At 50.6% G+C, this 18,176-nt stretch carries 18 protein-coding genes and 1 riboswitch; of the genes, 11 read left to right on the top strand and 7 right to left on the bottom strand.

What is annotated here, in order from left to right; translation table 11 throughout:
• Positions 1–62: 62 nt before the first annotated feature.
• Positions 63–608, bottom strand: a complete 546-nt coding sequence (locus LMG33818_RS07500) for a hypothetical protein (protein WP_442322743.1) — start codon at positions 606–608, stop codon at positions 63–65.
• Positions 605–979 (bottom strand): DUF423 domain-containing protein, encoded by a 375-nt coding sequence (locus LMG33818_RS07495; RefSeq protein WP_442322742.1) that lies wholly within the window; start codon positions 977–979, stop codon positions 605–607. The genes LMG33818_RS07500 and LMG33818_RS07495 overlap by 4 nt, the downstream gene beginning before the upstream one ends.
• A 170-nt stretch (positions 980–1,149) precedes the next feature.
• Here LMG33818_RS07495 and thiS point away from each other — a divergent pair, with 170 nt between their 5' ends.
• The 4 genes from thiS to LMG33818_RS07475 all read left to right on the top strand — a co-directional run bounded on the left by thiS (position 1,150) and on the right by LMG33818_RS07475 (position 3,975).
• A complete protein-coding gene (thiS, locus tag LMG33818_RS07490) occupies positions 1,150–1,347 on the top strand; it encodes a sulfur carrier protein ThiS (protein ID WP_442322741.1) in 198 nt (65 codons plus the stop codon).
• Between the two features lie 380 nt (positions 1,348–1,727).
• Positions 1,728–2,564: a thiazole synthase gene (locus LMG33818_RS07485; RefSeq protein ID WP_442322740.1), complete on the top strand. Its 837-nt coding sequence runs from the start codon at positions 1,728–1,730 to the stop codon at positions 2,562–2,564.
• A 182-nt stretch (positions 2,565–2,746) separates the two neighbouring features.
• Positions 2,747–3,397, top strand: a complete 651-nt coding sequence (gene trmB / locus LMG33818_RS07480) for a tRNA (guanosine(46)-N7)-methyltransferase TrmB (protein ID WP_442322859.1) — start codon at positions 2,747–2,749, stop codon at positions 3,395–3,397.
• Positions 3,398–3,474: 77 nt separating this feature from the next.
• Positions 3,475–3,975, top strand: coding sequence for a hypothetical protein (locus tag LMG33818_RS07475; RefSeq protein WP_442322739.1), 501 nt, complete (start codon positions 3,475–3,477; stop codon positions 3,973–3,975).
• Positions 3,976–4,323: 348 nt separating this feature from the next.
• Here LMG33818_RS07475 and LMG33818_RS07470 read toward each other — a convergent pair whose 3' ends face one another.
• The 3 genes from LMG33818_RS07470 to LMG33818_RS07460 form a co-directional block, all read right to left on the bottom strand.
• Positions 4,324–5,202 carry a DMT family transporter gene (locus tag LMG33818_RS07470; protein ID WP_442322738.1) on the bottom strand — a complete coding sequence of 293 codons (879 nt, stop codon included), beginning with the start codon at positions 5,200–5,202 and terminating at the stop codon, positions 4,324–4,326.
• A gap of 188 nt (positions 5,203–5,390) precedes the next feature.
• Positions 5,391–5,549, bottom strand: a riboswitch (FMN riboswitch).
• A gap of 157 nt (positions 5,550–5,706) precedes the next feature.
• Positions 5,707–6,483 (bottom strand): BamJ family beta-barrel-assembly machinery protein, encoded by a 777-nt coding sequence (bamJ, locus tag LMG33818_RS07465; protein WP_442322737.1) that lies wholly within the window; start codon positions 6,481–6,483, stop codon positions 5,707–5,709.
• Between the two features lie 368 nt (positions 6,484–6,851).
• On the bottom strand, positions 6,852–7,385 hold the full coding sequence (locus tag LMG33818_RS07460; RefSeq protein WP_442322736.1) for a TIGR02444 family protein: 534 nt from the start codon (positions 7,383–7,385) through the stop codon (positions 6,852–6,854).
• A 340-nt stretch (positions 7,386–7,725) separates the two neighbouring features.
• Here LMG33818_RS07460 and LMG33818_RS07455 point away from each other — a divergent pair, with 340 nt between their 5' ends.
• On the top strand, positions 7,726–9,804 hold the full coding sequence (locus tag LMG33818_RS07455; protein ID WP_442322735.1) for an ABC-F family ATP-binding cassette domain-containing protein: 2,079 nt from the start codon (positions 7,726–7,728) through the stop codon (positions 9,802–9,804).
• Positions 9,805–9,907: 103 nt separating this feature from the next.
• The gene (locus LMG33818_RS07450) at positions 9,908–10,744 is read left to right on the top strand and encodes a DUF4232 domain-containing protein (RefSeq protein ID WP_442322734.1); all 837 of its coding nucleotides are present in this window, start codon (positions 9,908–9,910) and stop codon (positions 10,742–10,744) included.
• A 142-nt stretch (positions 10,745–10,886) separates the two neighbouring features.
• Here LMG33818_RS07450 and dtd read toward each other — a convergent pair whose 3' ends face one another.
• Positions 10,887–11,324, bottom strand: coding sequence for a D-aminoacyl-tRNA deacylase (gene dtd, locus LMG33818_RS07445; protein ID WP_442322733.1), 438 nt, complete (start codon positions 11,322–11,324; stop codon positions 10,887–10,889).
• A 113-nt stretch (positions 11,325–11,437) separates the two neighbouring features.
• Entirely contained in the window at positions 11,438–12,250 is an 813-nt protein-coding gene (thiD, locus tag LMG33818_RS07440; protein ID WP_442322732.1) for a bifunctional hydroxymethylpyrimidine kinase/phosphomethylpyrimidine kinase, read from the bottom strand.
• A gap of 931 nt (positions 12,251–13,181) precedes the next feature.
• On the opposite strand from thiD, the gene ndhC reads away from it, so the two are divergent.
• The 5 genes from ndhC to nuoF all read left to right on the top strand — a co-directional run bounded on the left by ndhC (position 13,182) and on the right by nuoF (position 18,136).
• Positions 13,182–13,592, top strand: a complete 411-nt coding sequence (gene ndhC / locus LMG33818_RS07435) for an NADH-quinone oxidoreductase subunit A (protein WP_442322731.1) — start codon at positions 13,182–13,184, stop codon at positions 13,590–13,592.
• A gap of 165 nt (positions 13,593–13,757) precedes the next feature.
• Complete coding sequence (locus LMG33818_RS07430; RefSeq protein ID WP_442322730.1) at positions 13,758–14,432, top strand: NuoB/complex I 20 kDa subunit family protein; 675 nt, start codon at positions 13,758–13,760, stop codon at positions 14,430–14,432.
• 45 nt (positions 14,433–14,477) lie between these two features.
• Positions 14,478–16,232 carry an NADH-quinone oxidoreductase subunit C/D gene (gene nuoC / locus LMG33818_RS07425; protein WP_442322858.1) on the top strand — a complete coding sequence of 585 codons (1,755 nt, stop codon included), beginning with the start codon at positions 14,478–14,480 and terminating at the stop codon, positions 16,230–16,232.
• 15 nt (positions 16,233–16,247) lie between these two features.
• The gene (gene nuoE / locus LMG33818_RS07420; RefSeq protein WP_442322729.1) at positions 16,248–16,769 is read left to right on the top strand and encodes an NADH-quinone oxidoreductase subunit NuoE; all 522 of its coding nucleotides are present in this window, start codon (positions 16,248–16,250) and stop codon (positions 16,767–16,769) included.
• On the top strand, positions 16,766–18,136 hold the full coding sequence (gene nuoF / locus LMG33818_RS07415; RefSeq protein WP_442322728.1) for an NADH-quinone oxidoreductase subunit NuoF: 1,371 nt from the start codon (positions 16,766–16,768) through the stop codon (positions 18,134–18,136). The genes nuoE and nuoF overlap by 4 nt, the downstream gene beginning before the upstream one ends.
• Positions 18,137–18,176 lie beyond the last annotated feature (40 nt).

The raw sequence follows: 18,176 nt of genomic DNA, 5'->3' as shown, positions 1-18,176 counted from the left end.
AAAAGCGCGACCCGATAGGTAAATTGTGTAGGTGGTGAATTCGACCCGATATTCCGACGTTTTCAATCCTGATTTGCGTTATCGACCCTCAATTCATCACTGTCAAAAGTACCGTGCGTTTCCAGTGACAAAGGGCGCTGCCCCGGATGATAGAAGCGCATTTCGAGCCGATAGGGGTAGAGTGTCTTGTGGGGTAAGCGGATTGGCATACGGTTGAACATTCTTGCTTGAAGAAGCCATTGATTGCTTTCGAGACCTTCGTTGTCCTTGGGTGCCCACGCGACGACGTGCGGCGCATGATCCAGATGAAGCAACCCATACACCAACGCGTTTCGAAGCTGTTCTGAACGGATGGGCGCATGTTTTGCCTCTGCATCGGGGCCATAAATGAGAGGTGGGCTTACCATAATGAGCTGATTGGATGCATCCTTGCCCCAGTGAGCCGCGGCTGCCAGCTTGAGCGCCATCTCGGCACCGGTTTGCGTAATCGCATTCTGATGGCGCATCTGAGGGGGAAGCGCATTGCTGATACAGCCGGATAATGTCAGCACTATCAGGCCAAGCAAAGTCGGCAGGAGGGGTCGGATAACCTTGTGAAATCGATTCATTTTCGCCACCATGCCCAAGCCAATGTCAACCAGCCAATAATCAGTAGAGTTCCCCCCACTGGTGTTACAAATGCGAAGGGCATCAGATTAGTCAGCGCCAGCAGGTAGAGTGAACCGGAGAATAGTAGGGTACCAATAATCCAGCAGCCCAGTGTTAGACGTGGCAGTTCTTCAGAGTTCCAACCAGCCAATAGCCCCATGAGTGCGATAGTCTGCCACATTTGATAATGAACACCCGTTTGATAGGCATTCAGCATTTCTGCGCTGAGTCTGTGGCCAAGTGCATGTGCACCAAATGCACCAAGAATAATCGATAAAGCGCCACTTAACGCGGCCAGAACCCAATAGGGGCGGCGATGATCGGTTGACACGGGGAACCTCGTTATTCGCTGATATTCGAATCCCTTGATAAGACAAGGTATCATAGCGCCTTTCAGACCATTAAGCAGTGTTCACTTGTTTTTTTGGTTGGAACAAGTGAAGTATTTCAGTCAATCTTTCATGGTCAGTCGGAGTAATGTACTTCGGGAGGATGTGCATCATGCAACTTTTATTGAATGGTGAAATGCGGGACGTTGATGCGAAAACAGTCGCCGAACTCGTATCCAAACTGGATCTTCAGGGGCGACGTATTGCTGTTGAAGTCAACGAGCGAATCGTTCCTAGAGCCAAGCATGCCGATACACCCATCAAAGCATCGGATCGCATCGAGATTGTTCATGCCATCGGTGGTGGTTAATGACTTTGCGCATGTTAATGACTGTGTGCTCATTAACAATGAAGTGCACGATGTAATTCGATGATGTGATACCACCGGTGTGACTCTGGACCTGGCGGGCGTTTGGACAAGATGGTCAACACTATGAATCTTCAACCCCATGAATCTTCAACCCCAGGGATCATCAATATTATGGATGATCAGCACTATAGGCTTCACCATTTCACGTCGTCCCATGAATCGCTTCAAAGAGAACGATGTTCAATAGAGCGACGATAAGTAATACCCGGAATGTAAACATGTGTGTAAATCACTCAAAGTGTTAAAACATTCAGGTGTGAAATACATTGGAATGTAGAGCGTTTGAATATAAAACACCGCTCGCCTCTCAGGAGATTCGAATGAATACCCCCCTTTCGCAGAAAACAACCGTTCCTGCTGATACTTCACCACTGATGGCACCTCTGACCATCGCAGGTCGGGAGTTTGGCTCACGCTTGCTGGTGGGTACCGGTAAATACCGTGATCTGGATGAAACAGCGGCTGCCATCAAGGCGAGTGAAGCCGAGATCGTGACGTTTGCCGTACGCCGGGCCAATATTGGACAGGATCCGGATGCACCCAACCTGCTGGACGTGATTAGTCCCGACCGCTATACCCTTCTTCCCAACACAGCGGGTTGCTATAACGCACGCGATGCGGTGAGAACCTGCCAACTGGCCCGGGAGCTGCTGGATGGCCATTCGTTGGTCAAGCTTGAAGTCCTGGGTGATGAAAAAACGCTTTACCCCAATGTGGTAGAGACGCTCAAGGCCGCTCGTGAGCTGATCGATGATGGCTTCGATGTCATGGTCTACACCAGTGATGACCCTATTGTCGCTGCCGAGCTTGAGTCCATGGGGGTTAGCGCTGTGATGCCCTTGGGGTCCCTGATCGGTTCCGGCCATGGCATTCTCAACCCTTATAATTTATCCCTTATTATCGACGCCGCTCGTATTCCGGTACTGGTAGATGCAGGTATTGGCACGCCCTCGGATGCTTCTCTTGCGATGGAAATGGGCTGCTCTGGCGTTCTGATGAACTCAGCCATTGCACATGCCCGTGACCCGATCATGATGGCCAGTGCCATGCGTAAGGCTATCGAGGCAGGCCGTGAAGCATTCCTTGCCGGTCGAATGCCGCGTAAGGCCTATGCGGCGGAGGCGTCTTCTCCACATGAAGGACTTATTCAATCGTGAATTCAGACAAGGATACTGCCGCGAGTGCAGAACCCCGTGAACTATCTTCCGATAGGCAGGAAGAAGTGAAACATTCTGCAGATAGCCTCACAGGCAATCTCGATGAGATCAAGTCAGAGGCGTCAGATGTAAATCAGGAAAGACACCGTGGCATCAAAAGCTATGTGCTTCGGGCAGGGCGCATGACTGCTGCCCAGCAACGAGGTCTGGAGCAAGTATTTCCTCGGCTGGGTCTGACACTGGATCAGGGGCGTCTTGATCTGGATAAAGAGTTTGGCAGGGAGGCGCCCAGGGTGGTTGAAATCGGCTTCGGCATGGGGGCTTCGTTGCTTGAGCAGGCCCGTGCCATGCCTGAAAAGGATTTTATTGGTATTGAAGTGCATCCTCCCGGGGTAGGTAAGTTGCTGGACGAAATTGACAAGGCCGGAATCACTAACCTGAGAGTATTTCGTGAGGACGCGCTGAAGGTACTGGATGATTCCCTTCCGGCACACTCCATTGATCTGGTGCAGTTGTTCTTCCCGGATCCATGGCCCAAAAAGAAACATCATAAGCGTCGTATTGTGCAGATGCCTTTCGTGAAACGTATTCACCGCGTTCTTAAGGAGGGAGGGGCATTTCATATGGCGACCGATTGGGAGGCCTACGCAGAACACATGAGTGAGGTTATGCAAGCCGCAAGTGGTTTTGTAAACACGGCTGAATCAGGGCTTTACGTGGAACGTCCGGCATCCCGGCCATTAACCAAGTTCGAGGCAAGAGGCGAACGCCTTGGGCATGGGGTATGGGACCTTATTTATCGAAGTGTGCCTTATGAAGGAGAGGCGTCCTGACGCCTGACAGATAAATCATGCGGTATTTTCGCCATCGTGATAGAACTACCACTGCCTTTCCAGATAAAGAGGGACAGGTGGATTCCTCACGTTATTTTGACAGTCATAATCGGCCACTCATGCTGAACCGTTTCATTATCGTCACGGTCATCACGATTGTTGTAGCGCTGGGGTACATGGGGAATTATTACCTTGGCGAGAATACCGGCAAGCATACGACCTGGTATGCCCTGCCTCTCATGTGCTCCCCCTTCCATTCACGTTGTATGGCATATACAGGCGTTAGTGAACGGCTCGGGTTGCGACTGCACAGCGAGGGCAATGGGATTGTGCAGGCCGACGCTTTCTCAAGCAATCTGGATAACCCACAGTTCGAGTTTCGTTTATTAAGCCTTGGACAAGGGCCTGCTCGAATCATGAAAGGTGTACGAGTTATCAATGACCATCAGGCTCAAATGCAGCTTTCCGTGGATGAATGTGTCTCTTCTGTAGTCAGATGGCGTATAGAGCTTCGGGCCAAAGCAGGTAATCGTCTAATCGGCACATGGACAGATATCTCTCGTCCCTGCGTGCATTAATGTCGGTAAGAGGGCGGCTTATAGGTTGATTCTCCACTCGAATTATGAACATGCTGAATGAATGTCCACAATTGACAAGCCCCTCTTATGTCTGCATGTGCATAACTCTGCATGTATAAAGGCACAGTAAAGACTAAAATGCATAATTATTTTGTTTTTATTATTCAATGGGTTATACGTTTTTTTAGTCTTTTTATAAAAATGGCATTGGACAAATGAAGCTTTTATGGTTCTAGGAACCCACAGCAGAGTGGAATTACAAAATAACTGTCCACCAAGTTATCCACAGGAAGTTGTGTTTATACACGGGAATAGCCTGTGAATAACTTCTTTCTTTATTTTGTCGGTTTAGCTGCCATCAGGTTCAGGTGTTTGCCGCTTTAGTGACCTTTTGTTTTTCCACTGATGAGCTTCATGCCCCATCAACATTAATGACCCTGCCAGTATCAGGGCAGCACCCGGCCAGAAGGTCAGACTCGGAATCCCTCCAAATACAAGCCAACCCAATATCAGGTTAAGTGGTAGTTTGAAATCATCAAAAGGCTGGAGATAAGCAGCATCGGCCAACGAATAGGCACGCGTGAGGAAATACTGGGAGGCCGCTGTGCAAACGCCTGCAAGGATAAGGATTATCCAGTTTCCTGAATGCGGTAGTCCATCGCCGGAAGAGGCATATAGTGCCAGATTAATAGGTGTCAGCATTAGCATTAGATAGATGGCAATGCTTGAGGCACTTTCAGTACGTGTGAGCACTTTGGTAATCAGTGACGTTCCCGCCCACAGGCCCGCTGAAAGGACAGGGAGTAGAGAGTAGAGGCTGAATGCCTGTGACCATGGCCTGATAATGATGATAGCGCCTACAAACCCAATGACGGCTGCCATGATTCGGGCAGGGTTAACGTGCTCGCGTAAAAACAGCGAGGCACCTGCCAGTACAAAGAACGGGGAGGTCATGACCAGCGCGATAGCTTGCCACAGAGGGACATGCGCTAGCGCAATAATCCACACTTGTACCCCTCCCGCTGCCATTAATACTCGCAATAAATGCATCCAGGGGTGGTGTGTTTTCAGCGCCTGTATCCCTAGACGATAGAGCAGCGGAAAGGAGAAAAGAGTTGCCAGCAGATATTGCCAAAAGGCAATAGACGCTGAACCGATGCCTTCCACCATACCTGCCCATTGCACCGTAATATTGACGCCAGCATAGCTGATGGCTGCCAAAATCATGAGTAGTGCACCCTGAACAAAATGAGATGAGTGAATGGGAGAGTAATTCGATGATGGCACATGCACCTCTCTTGGCAACGATTTGATCGTTAACACCGTGGTTCGCAAATAGTGGTGGAAAAATGTTTTTTACGGCGCGAAGGAGGGGCCTACCTGTGATGTGCAGCCGGGCTCTGGAATGGGACCTTGCGCGCTCTCTCTCATCCGGACTTTTACCGTCGGCGTTGGAATTACACCAACTCTGCTGACCCTTGAAAGGCATGATATTCATGATTCAAGGCGCTCGCGGGCTTCAGGCCGTGCCTGTTACCGCCGGTGGGGAGTTTCACCCCGCCCCGAGAACGTCTCCTCTACAAGCCAAAAACAGTCTGTATGTCATCACTGTGGAGCGGCTTGTCAGAGGAGGGAGCTAAACACTGTTATCATTAACAGTAATGGCTCCAAAGGTAAAAAGGCAAGGCTTATCAAGCCTTGCCTTTTATCATATCGCATCAAACAAGAGGATTACTGGTCGTCGTTATCCTGTTGATCGGTGCTTTTTTGATCATTGTCGTCGGTTGGGTTAACCGCCATCAGATCTACCTTGAAGATCAGTGTTTCATTGGGGCCAATAGGACCTACGCCCGCCGGGCCATAAGCCAGGTTGGAGGGGATATAGATTTCCCACTGGTCTCCCGGACGCATCATTTTCAACGCTTCCTGCCAGCCGGGGATCACTTCATTTACCTTGAAGGTAACCGGTTGTCCGCGTTTGTAGGAGCTGTCGAACACGGTGCCGTTGATCAGACGCCCTTCATAATTGACGCGAACGGTATCATCTCCAGTGGGTTTTGCACCCTTGCTGTCGCCCGATTTAAGTACTTTGTATTGCAGACCATCCGCGGTAGTTTTAACGCCGTCTTTCTTGGCATTGTCGGTCAGGAACGCTGCGCCCGCTTTCTGGTTGTCCTGACTGGACTGCTCTTGTTTCTGACGCTGTTTCTGAATCTGCTGCTGTTGGAACTGGCTCAGCACTTGCTGTGCCTGATCCTGTGTCAGCTTGGTATCGCGATCAGCATAAACATCGTCCATCGCCTGTTTGAAAGAGTTCAGATCGAGCGAAGGATCAATCTGTTTCAGGTTCTGGGCAACACTCATCCCGATACTGTAACCGACTTTCTGATCAGTGGTTTTGGGTGCGGCATTCGAAGACGCATTGCCGTCCTGATCGGATGAATGTGAGCAGCCCGCGAGAGCTGCTATCAGAACACCTGTTGCTGCGGCGCTCACCAGCTTTTTCATGAAAACTCCTTGAGTAAAACCTTTCATAAGACAAGGTGCCAAGGCACCTTACACTGGGCATAGTACCCGTTAGATCATTGTTATCAAAAAACGTTATCAAAAATCACATTACCATTCAGGGGTATGAGTACTGAAATCATGGAATAGTTCCCGTTCCCCACAATCTTCCGTACACCATTACCCTGAAGATGAAAACTGTGTCAGATCTTATCACGGGCGAAATGATCAGGTCATTTATTCGCTGCCATTCCCCTCATTTGTGGTGTCAGTGTCTGCGATGTCTGTGTCGCTTGCCTTCAACCCGCTGGGGTATATTCACGATGGGCAATGGGTATTTGTATAGCGAGGATATCGTTACAAAGGCTCATCTAGAGTGTTAGCGCTTTTTCCCTTATGGTTTCGATCATTTTTTCATATTTCTCGCCGAGTGTTCCTTGCCATTGAGCCCAAAGCGATTCATTGGGTATCTCTTTTTTCCATGGAATGAGTGCCAACTGATGCAATGTTTCCTTCTCGGCTTCAAGCTCGGCGTCCTTTATTTTCTGACGAAGGGGTAGAAGCCGTGGCTCTGCTTCAGAAACAGGTTTTAAACATCGGCGTAGCTCCCGCAGGCGAGCCGTTATCTGCCGCTGCCATTCATGCACATCCTGTAAAGGTTCCAATGATATTGGAGACTCCTGATGGCGTTCCAACCAGCATAACCAAAGCAGCTCCGGTACATCGATACCTGCTTCATCCTGAAGAGTCAGTGCTGTAGCTGAAACCCCTGGCAGGCTATAGAGCCTTAATGCAAATTGCCAAAGGGCGGATACGCGCTGTTCGTCTATTGCATCCTTCTCCGGTATATCGTTAGGCGAAAGCGTTGTAGATGAGACTCCGTCAGAGCCTGAAGATATCGTCATGAAAAGCCTCTTTGTCGTTACGATAGGGGGCTATAACGTGGGCGAGACAGTCCGGCTACTTGCCATCGTTCATCCGACGAACGTTCGTTATTTGAACGCGCATTATTTAAACGTTCGTTGTCCAAGAGAGTTAGCCCGTTCGAATCACCTTATTCTGATGTAGAATGACACGAAACTCTATAAAACACTGGTGAATAGGTGTGGGTTAACCGACTTTGTGGATGCCTTGGATGTAGGGGCTGGCCTGTTTCCGTGATCCTTTCAAGATCTCACGGGGATCAGTGTGTAGCCCCGACTATACCCTCTATTCACCGTAATTTGCTGTAACGCTGAGGTACTCATGATCGCACTTCGCCAATTATCGCTCCTTCGGGGCGGTGTCACGCTTATCGAGGATGCCAACCTGATCATCAATGATGGTGAAAAGGTGGGGATCGTCGGGCCCAATGGAGCGGGGAAGTCGACACTTTTCAAGCTGTTGTTGGGTGAAATGGGTGCGGATAAAGGTGACTGCGAAATCACCAATGGTACTCGTATCGCCCATATGGCCCAGGAAATACTGGCGCGCGATCGTTCCATTACCGAATATGTGCTGGATGGCGATCATCGTCTGCGCGAGATAGAGCACGATATGGAAACGGCGCTCGCTCAAGGTGATGATCTCCGTTATGCAGAGTTGTTGGGCGATTATGAACAGCACGATGGTTATAGCGCCCCCTCCCGTGCACAACGACTATTGGTGGGGTTGGGCTTTACACAAGCGGATCTTGAACGTCCGATGAGCGATTTCTCTGGTGGTTGGCAGATGCGTGCCAATCTGGCCAGAACCCTCTTCATGCCCTCCGACTTGATGTTGCTCGATGAACCTACGAACCACTTGGATCTGGATGCGCTGTTTTGGCTGGAACAGTGGCTGGTCAAATATCCCGGAACGCTGCTGCTGATTTCACACGACCGCGACTTCCTTGATGGTGTCTGTGGGCGGATTTTGCACTTTGATCATCGCCATTTGGTGCTGTACAGCGGTAACTATTCTTCCTTTGAACGAATGCGCGCCGAGCAATTGGCGAGTCGTGAATCCGAACGTGCGAAACAGGAAGCACGCAAGGCGGAACTGGAAGATTTCGTGCGGCGTTTTCGTGCCAAGGCGACCAAGGCGCGGCAGGCCCAGAGTCGCTTGAAAATGCTGGAACGCATGGGTGAAATAGCCCCGTTGCGTGCGGAGTCCCCCTTCACTTTTCGCATTCAGGCGCATGAGAAAATTTCTACCCCGCTGCTCTCGCTGGATCAGGCGAGCGTGGGCTATCAGGGGGCGCCTCTGTTAGAGAATGTGCGGCTTTCCCTGTCTCCCGGTGATCGTATTGGCCTGCTTGGTCCTAACGGTGCGGGTAAATCCACGTTGATCAAGGCCCTTACAGCGTCACTCCCCTTGTTGGCGGGAGAACGTGTGACCGGTGAACATCTTAAATTGGGCTACTTTGCACAGCATCAGGTGGATACGCTTGATCTTTCGACCAGCCCATTTGTACACATTCAGCGTATGTCCCCCATGGCATCGGAGCAGGAAATACGTAACTTTCTTGGGGGGTATGATTTCAAAGGGGATGATGCCTTTGCGCAGGTAGAAAACTTTTCGGGGGGTGAAAAAGCCAGATTGGCCCTGGCTATCATCGCATGGCAAAAACCCAACCTGCTACTGCTGGATGAGCCGACCAACCACCTTGACCTTGAAATGCGAGAAGCATTAACCGATGCGCTGACTCAATTCGAAGGCGCGGTCGTGATTGTTTCCCACGACCGCCACTTGATGCGCTCTACCGTTGACCGCTTCTGGTGTGTTGCAGATGGCAATATCTCCCCATTTGATGGAGACCTTGAGGACTATCACCGTTGGTTGAAAACACGTCAGTCGTCAGCCAAAACTCAGTCTCAGTCTCAGTCTCAGTCTCAGTCTCAGTCTCATGTCACAGGAGCAGGAGCAGGAGCAGGGCAATCTGCGCGCACATCGCCATCATCGTCAGTCTCTGATGGTGAAGCCTCTCATGAAGCCCATGCATCAGAAGATGTGACGGAGACAAGTGAAGGAGCACAAGAGGGCGTTTCTTCAAAACAGGCTGCTTCACAGGCAGAGGAGCCCCGTGTTGACAAGCGTCAGCAACGTAAGGAAGCCGCGGCTCAACGAGCCCAGCTCAAACCCTTGACCAAGGCTCGTGATGCTGCAGAGAAAAAAATGACGTCATTGCAGGAAAAGTTATCAGTACTTGAAGAACAACTGGGGGATGATGCTCTTTACCGTCCAGAGAACAAGGAAAAACTGGTCGAGTTAACACGTGAGCGTGGTGACATTGGCGCCGCACTGGAAGAAGCTGAGCTTGTATGGCTTCAAGCTGAAGAAGCGTTGGAAGAAGCCAGAGCCTGATTGAAGATGTTCCGCATGATACGGGGGCAGACAGAGAGGGTATTGAAGGATAAGCTTTTACGATTAGCGTGTGGCAAGTCACAAATACTCAAGGAGAGAGACCATGCAAAACAATCGACATCGATTTCTTACCACGGTCACCGATCAGAACACTTCCACGAGGGGAGAATGCAGCATCAAAGCAGGCAAAGTGAAAGCGTTAGCATTGTGCTCTGTCGGAATCTCCGCTGCTATGATGCTGACTGCATGTTCGAAAGCCCCGAGTCATCGTGATGTAGAACACGCTCACACTACGCCGCCGGCAGTGACGCAATCTTCTTCGCAGTCCTCGGCACAGGCAGGAGCATCAGGCTCTGCCAATTCTGCGGGAGCATCCGCGAAGAAAGGCTCGGGTGCATTTACATCAAGTCAGATGTCCAGTCACCCTGCCTCATCGTCAGCGAGCCAGGGAGCTTCCGACTCCGCATCAAATGCGTCTGTCTCAACATGTCAGCCCAACGAGCTCACGCTGAAGCGTGTAAGCGGTGACGCAGGCATGGGTTCCGTGTATGAAGGCATTGCATTTACCAATACGGGGCATCATGCCTGTATCTTATCGGGCACCCCGGGTGTACAAAGGGTGACGACGTCAGGCGAAAAGATCAGGCCCAATGTAGCTGCCAAGCCAGCGACTAAACAATCCGGTAAAGATGTTCAGGGAGGCAGTATTACGTTGCAGCCCCAGCAATCCGCTTATGTCACATTAGGATTGAATAACCTGGCACCGGACGGATCGCCTTATGTACCAAAACAATGCAAGGCCGCCAGGCTGGCAGAGGTACAATTTACCTGGCAGGGCAGTCATTCAGTGGCTCACATGAAGCAGCCTGGGTATGGATGTACAACGGGGATTGATAAATTGCAGGTACAGCCATTTACGAGCCAAAAGCCCGCTGTATAGACCTCTATGAGCGGCAGGATGATATCCCTCATAGAAACGCCAGCACTTCGACAAAAACGAGCGCTGGCGTTTCTTGTTGGGATGAAGTCTTTGTTCCTGTGATGGGGCGTGTATTGCCCTTTATGGATGTATTTGCTTTCTGTCAGCTTTCCAGCATAAAGGTGACAGGGCCATCATTCAGTAATTCGACTTTCATGTCAGCGCCAAATTGACCACTTTGTACTCGAGGATATTGCTCACGCGCTTTCTTGAGCAATAGATTGAAGAGTTGCTGGCCGTGCTCGGGCGTGGCGCCTTGAGAAAAGCCCGGGCGTAGCCCCCTGGACGTATCGGCAACCAGCGTGAATTGGGACACCAACAGGAGTTCTCCACCGCTCTTGGCTAGCCCCAGGTTCATTTTGTCGTTTTCATCAGAAAAAATGCGGTAATTGAGTAGTTTGTGCAGAATTTTATCGACCTGGGCTTCACCGTCTTCTTTTTCCACCCCTATCAACGCCAACATGCCGTGGCCGATTGCCGCAATTTTTTCTCCTTCGACTGTGACTGATGCGTGTGTGACACGCTGAATCAAGGCTTTCATGTGAATTGTTCATTCCTTTTTGTGACAAGCAGTGCCGTAACTGGATATGGAAACTCTCTGATGAGTATTTCGTCTTGGCACTGAGGACAGGTGTCGAACTCTGATAATGACGTTTACCACCAGGACCAGAAGTGGTGTGCCGGGCCTTTCCCCTTACCAACCTCAAGCCGGGCTGAAGCCAAGAGCGCTTCCGTCATGAATGCTTTGGCATCCCGCATTGCTTCGCCCGTCGTGGCTCGTTGAGGGAGTAATGCAGCCACGGCTGAGGCCAATGTGCAGCCGCTTCCATGCAGATTGGGTGTTTCTACTCGAGGAACCGAAAGCCACTCTACCTTACCTTCAACCAGCATCACATCTGGGCTTTCTGCCCCTCTTAGATGCCCTCCTTTTAACAAAATATTAGCGGGGCCCAGCTGTTTTAATGCGGGTAGCATTGAGGCCATGGCATTTTTATCCTTGGGGGGCTTGGTTCCCAATAATGCCGCTGCTTCCGGCAGGTTGGGCGTGATGACATCCGCTAGCGGCACAAGAATATCCCGCACCGCCTCTAACCCGGCATGATCGACCAGCATGTCACCACTTTTTGCGACCATTACCGGGTCCAGTACCACATAACGTGGCTGGTAATACTCCAGTGCCTGCTTGACGATCAGTGCTGTCTCTCTGTCAGCAATCATGCCAATTTTGACGGCATCTATCGAAATATCTTCAAACACACTTTCCAACTGCGCTTTGATCATATCCCCCGGGAGCGCATGAATTTTTTGTACTCCCTGCGTGTTCTGCGCAAGCACCGCTGTAATGACACTCGTGGAATAGGCTCCCAATGCTGAAAATGTTTTGACATCGGCCATTTGACCCGCGCCACCGCTGGGGTCAGTGCCTGCGATACTCAAAAGATGAGGAGGTGAGGTGGTTTGATTCATGTGTTATCAATTAGTCGTAATGAATATAAAAAAACATGTTCTATCATGAAGCAAATCATTGATGAGGGGCCGAATCAATAACTCTTTTACATTAGAAAAATATTTCATTAAGACGTATAAAGTGTGTGGTTATTTAAGTGGTACATGCCGAACATTCGTCATACTTGTCATTTTCCGGGGAAGGGGAGTGTCAATAAAATCCATTAATATCAATGGGTTAGTGTTTTTGCAAGATAGCTTTGTGAATGTTTTTTTATATGTTGAGCTGCGTATTGCTGTACCAGCTACACGCTAACGAAGCATTCACAGCACCTTTTCATGATGGTTTTGTTACCCTGATTTTCAGACAAATGTAGGAAACTTAGAAAAAAACAAAGTCTTCACCTAAGGTTGCTTTAAACTTGAGAAGTGCGACAATGTGACGCATAGTGATCACCGTTTAGAGGGCGCTAGCCATTTGGAAGGCGTTTTAACGGAGGTTGTTCACCCTTTTGCAGGAAACTGGCAACGTTGGTGACAGCGATAAAAGTATTACCAACAGGTGCCATTGGTTCACGTGAAAGTAGGAATATTACGTGTTCCGTCAGTGCTGAATGTTCATCATCGTGGTCAGGCATATCGTCGGTTGGGTGATGGTGAGCAGGTATTGGGGTGAGTAGGTTTTAGGTAGTAAGTAGCAGATAGTAGGTAGTAGATAGTAGGAAAAAAATAGTAGGTAAAAGATTAGTAAGTGAATGTCAGGCAAGTGAAAGCTGTATAGAAAGTCAGACAGAAGTGAATGGCGAGCAGCAATAGCGGGTTAAAGATAAAAACGCGCACTGTTGCAAACCAATAATAGAAGGCTTGTCAGGTTCTCTTAGAATCTTTCAAGTGAACAAAAAAGGCCGCAATAGGCCCGGGTACAAGGCAAGTACCCTGACTTGATGAGTGAATGTCGATGATAGCGCAATACTGGGCAATAACTGTCTTCGTACTCGCAACCCTTGCACTACTGGCTTTTATGGTTGGTGCAGCCAGCCTTCTGGGTGGTCGAGCATGGGGGCACGAGAAAAATACTCCCTTCGAATCCGGTATCCTCGGTGCAGGATCCGCTCACATCCGATTCTCGGCCAAGTTCTACCTTGTCGCCATGCTTTTCGTCATTTTTGATATTGAGGCCCTTTATCTTTTTGCCTGGGCCGTCTCTATTCGTGAAGTTGGCTGGCAGGGTTTGATTGGCGCCGCCATTTTCATTTTTGTTCTGCTGGCAGGTCTTGTTTTTGACTCCCGCATGGGAGCGCTTGACTGGGCTCCGAAGCATCGTGAACAGCTGGCTAATCAGGCGCGACACGAGTCCTTCTGATGAAGGCTGGATCTGTGCTGTGCAACTTGCAATCAGCATTGGATAGCGAAAGTGACCAAGAATGTCAGTCAGTTAAAGAAATAATCGATTGAGTGGCCTGAAGCCGGGTGAAAATTGCCTTTCAGGTCAAGCAGAATCAGGAAATATCGTAGTGAGGCGATCTTCATGTCATATAAACTGACGCGCATCGATCCGAATACGCCAATGGATGAAAGTTATCCCATTGGGCAGAAAGGAAATGCAGACCCTACCGAAGACGAAGTGCATCGCAATATTTTTATGGGGAAACTCGATGATGTATTGAGTTCTGCCGTGAATTGGGGAAGAAGCAATTCCCTGTGGCCTTATAACTTCGGGCTTTCCTGTTGTTATGTGGAAATGACCACGGCCTTTACTGCTCCTCATGATGTGGCGCGTTTTGGTGCAGAGGTCATGCGTGCTTCCCCCCGTCAGGCTGATTTCATGGTGATTGCCGGTACCTGCTTCATCAAGATGGCACCCATTATCCAGCAGCTGTATGACCAAATGCTGGAGCCCAAATGGGTTATCTCCATGGGATCATGCGCCAATTCCGGCGGTATGTACGATATTTATTCTGTTGTGCAGGGCGTTGATAAATTCTTGCCCGTTGACGTTTATATCCCCGGTTGCCCACCTCGTCCTGAAGCCTTCCTGCAAGGATTGCAGCTACTACAGCAGTCCGTTCGTGAAGAACATCGTCCACTCTCCTGGGTGGTAGGTGATCAAGGTGTTTATCGCGCAGATATGCAGTCTCAAAAAGAGAAACTGCGTGATCAACGTATCAAGGTGACCCAGTTACGCACCCCTGACGAAGTTTGAGCCGAAATGAGCGAAAATCCCTTTACAACGACGCATGGCCCCATCATGCCAACAGGGTTAGACACCCTGCCCGTAGTGGAAGCGCTTCGAAACCATTTTGGTCCTGATCGTTTTCATTTTCAGAATACCCTTACCGGTATGCCGGTACTCTGGATTGCGCGTGAAGATCTCCTCGACGTTATGCGTTATCTTCGTCAGGGAGAGCATGCGTTTGAAATGCTTTATGACCTGCACGGTGTTGATGAGCGTCTTCGTTCACATCGTGAAGGCTTGCCTGAAGCAGATTTTACGGTTTTCTATTTCCTGACTGACCTGACTCGTGGTCGCGATCTCATGATCAAAGTGCCACTCTTTGAACAGAATCTGCGTCTTCCTTCCGTCACTCCGGTTTGGCCAAGTGCCAATTGGTATGAACGTGAAACCTGGGATATGTTCGGTATTGAATTTACTGGCCATCCCCAGCTTAAACGCATCCTGATGCCCCCTACCTGGAAAGGCCATCCATTGCGCAAGGACTACAATGCCCGCGCAACGGAATACGATCCCTACACCATGACCATGGAAGATCAGGATCGTGAGCAGGACGCACTAAAATTTGTACCGGAAGAATGGGGAATGAAACGCGGTACCGAAGACCGTGATTTCATGTTCCTGAACTTCGGGCCTAACCACCCAGCGGCTCACGGTGCTTTCCGTATCGTATTGCAGCTGGATGGGGAAGAAGTGGTCGATTGTGTGCCTGATATCGGTTACCACCACCGTGGTGCTGAAAAAATGGCGGAACGTCAATCCTGGCACAGTTATATTCCTTACACCGATCGCATTGATTACTGCGGCGGTGTTATGAATAACCTCCCTTATGTGCTTGCTGTCGAAAAACTGGCCGGTATCACTGTACCTGATCGTGCCGCGACCATTCGCGTCATGATGGCCGAGTTCTTCCGTATTACCTCTCACCTGCTGTTCCTGGGGACTTATTATCAGGACGTGGGGGCGATGTCGCCGGTTTTCTTCACCTTTACGGATCGCCAAAAAGCCTATGAAGTCATTGAGGCTGTCACTGGGTTCCGCATGCACCCGGCATGGTACCGCATCGGCGGGACTGCGCATGACTTGCCGAAAGGCTGGGACCGTCTGGTGAAAAACTTCCTCGACTGGATGCCGAAGCGTCTGGACGAATATCAGCGTGCCATGCAGGACAACGCCATCTTCCGCGACCGTACCAAAGGTATTGCACCCTACGATACCAAAGAGGCGCTGGAATGGGGGATTACTGGTCCCAACCTGAGGGCCACCGGCTTCAACTTCGATGCACGTAAGGCACGCCCATATTCCGGATACGAAAACTTTGACTTCGAAGTACCAGTGGGAGCCAATGGCGATATTTTCGATCGTGGTTTGATGCGTATCGAAGAGATGCGTCAGAGTCTTCGTATCATTGATCAATGTCTGAAAAACATGCCTGCCGGTGATTTCAAGGCAGATCATCCGCTGACAACGCCTCCGCCGCGTGAACGCATGAAGGAGCATATCGAAACGCTGATTACTCACTTCCTGCAAGTGTCATGGGGCCCGGTGCTCAAGCCTAATGAGTCGTTCCAGATGATCGAAGCGACCAAGGGATTGAACAGTTATTACCTGACATCGGACGGCAGCACGATGAGCTACCGTACCCGCATACGTACGCCTAGCTATCCGCATCTGCAACATATTCCCGTGTTGATGCGTGGTGGCTTCGTTCCTGACCTGATTGCCCACGTTGCGAGTATCGACTTCGTGATGGCCGACGTGGACCGCTAAGCTATGGATACTCACATGGACAGCCGTCAAAACCTATTCTCTGACCTGATCGCCAGTGATCGTCCGTCTTACCAGCTGACAGCGGAAGAACTGGCCGAAATCGAAGCGGAAATTCATCACTACGAGAATCCCCGCGCGGCATCGATCGAGGCACTGAAGATTGTTCAGAAGCGCCAGGGCTGGGTACCGGATGAAGCGATTCCGGCGATTGCCGAAGTGCTTGGAATTCCTGCCAGTGACGTAGAGGGTGTCGCCACTTTTTACAGTCAGATTTTTCGTCAGCCTGTTGGCCGCCACATCATTCGCCTGTGTGACAGCATGGTGTGCTTTATCAATGGTTACGAAACCATTCGCGGCAAAATCAAACGTGAACTCGGGATCGATGTCGGCCAAACGACCATGGATGACCGCTTTACACTGATCCCGGTTGTTTGCCTGGGTAACTGTGACAAAGGGCCGGCCATGATGGTAGATGACGACACCTACAGCCATGTCGACCCGGAAAATGTCATGAGCGTACTGGAGGCGTACAAATGAGTTCTGTTACTCCATTTACGAAAAACCTCACCTCATTCGGTACCTGTAATACCAGTCCGCGTGAACGTGATACGCATCCATTGACCTGGCGCCTGAACGATGATGGCACCCCCGTCTTTCTGGATGACTACCGTGCCAAGGACGGGTATGTCGGTGCCAAAAAAGCATTGACTGAAATGACGCCGGAAGAAGTGGCAGCCATGGTCAAGGAAGCCGGCGTGAAAGGGCGTGGTGGTGCTGGCTTCCCTGCAGGGGTGAAGTGGAGCCTGACGATGAAAGGTGAGGGCATCCCCCGTGGTTACCTGCTGTGTAACGCGGACGAGATGGAGCCCAATACCTACAAGGACCGCCTCTTGATGGAGCAGGAACCTCACCTGCTTATCGAAGGCATGATCATCGCAGCATATGCCAATAACTCCTTCCGTGGTTTTGTCTTCCTGCGCGGTGAATACATTCATGCGGCGGCCAATCTGCGTTATGCAATTGAAGAGGCGCGTGAAGCAGGCCTTCTTGGGAAAAACATTATGGGCACCGGCTTCGATTTCGATCTTTTTGTTCATACCGGTGCTGGACGCTATATCTGTGGCGAAGAAACCGCACTGATCAACTCATTGGAAGGCAAGCGTGCCAATCCTCGGGCCAAGCCTCCATTCCCGGGGCAATCCGGCGCATGGGGTAAGCCCACCGTTGTCAACAATGTAGAAACGTTGTGCGGTGTGCCGTCGGTATTGGCGCAAGGCGTTGAGTGGTTCCATGGGTTGTGCCGTGAAGGGTCACAGGATCATGGCACCAAGCTGATGGGCTTCACCGGTAAGGTCAAGAATCCCGGGCTTTGGGAAGTCCCGCTGGGCATTACTGCACGTGAGCTTCTCGAAGACTACGCCGGTGGCATGCAGGATGGGCTTACGCTCAAGGCATGGCAACCGGGTGGGGCAGGGACTGACATGCTTCCCGCTGACATGCTGGATATTCAGATGTGCTCCAACGGTTTTGGTGCCATTGGTTCTCGTATGGGAACGGCGCTGGCCATGGCCGTTGATAGCAAAACAAGCATTGTGTCTGTACTGCGCAACATTGAAGAGTTCATGGCACATGAATCCTGCGGCTGGTGTACGCCATGCCGCGATGGCTTGCCCTGGTCAGTGAAGTTGCTGAGAGCCCTCGAAGAAGGGAAAGGCCGACCGGGGGATGTCGAGTTACTGGAAGAGATCGTCCACAACGCGGGGCCGGGGAATACTTTCTGTGCTCTCGCACCGGGGGCGATTACGCCCCTGGGAAGTGGTATTCGTTACTTCCGTGAAGAGTTTGAAGCAGGTATACCCTCTGTTGCACCCAGCACAGCACCAGAGTCGGTAGAAGCTTCCTGAGGTGAATACCTCATTGAGCAGGGACCGGGCCAATATCGGC

Origin of the sequence: Cernens ardua, assembly GCF_051251085.1 — a bacterium.
In the GTDB taxonomy this organism is placed as follows: Bacteria; Pseudomonadota; Gammaproteobacteria; order Pseudomonadales; family Halomonadaceae; genus Cernens; species Cernens ardua.
The sequence above is the reverse complement of the archived record's forward strand: the minus strand, read 5'-3'. Positions and strand labels throughout refer to the sequence as shown.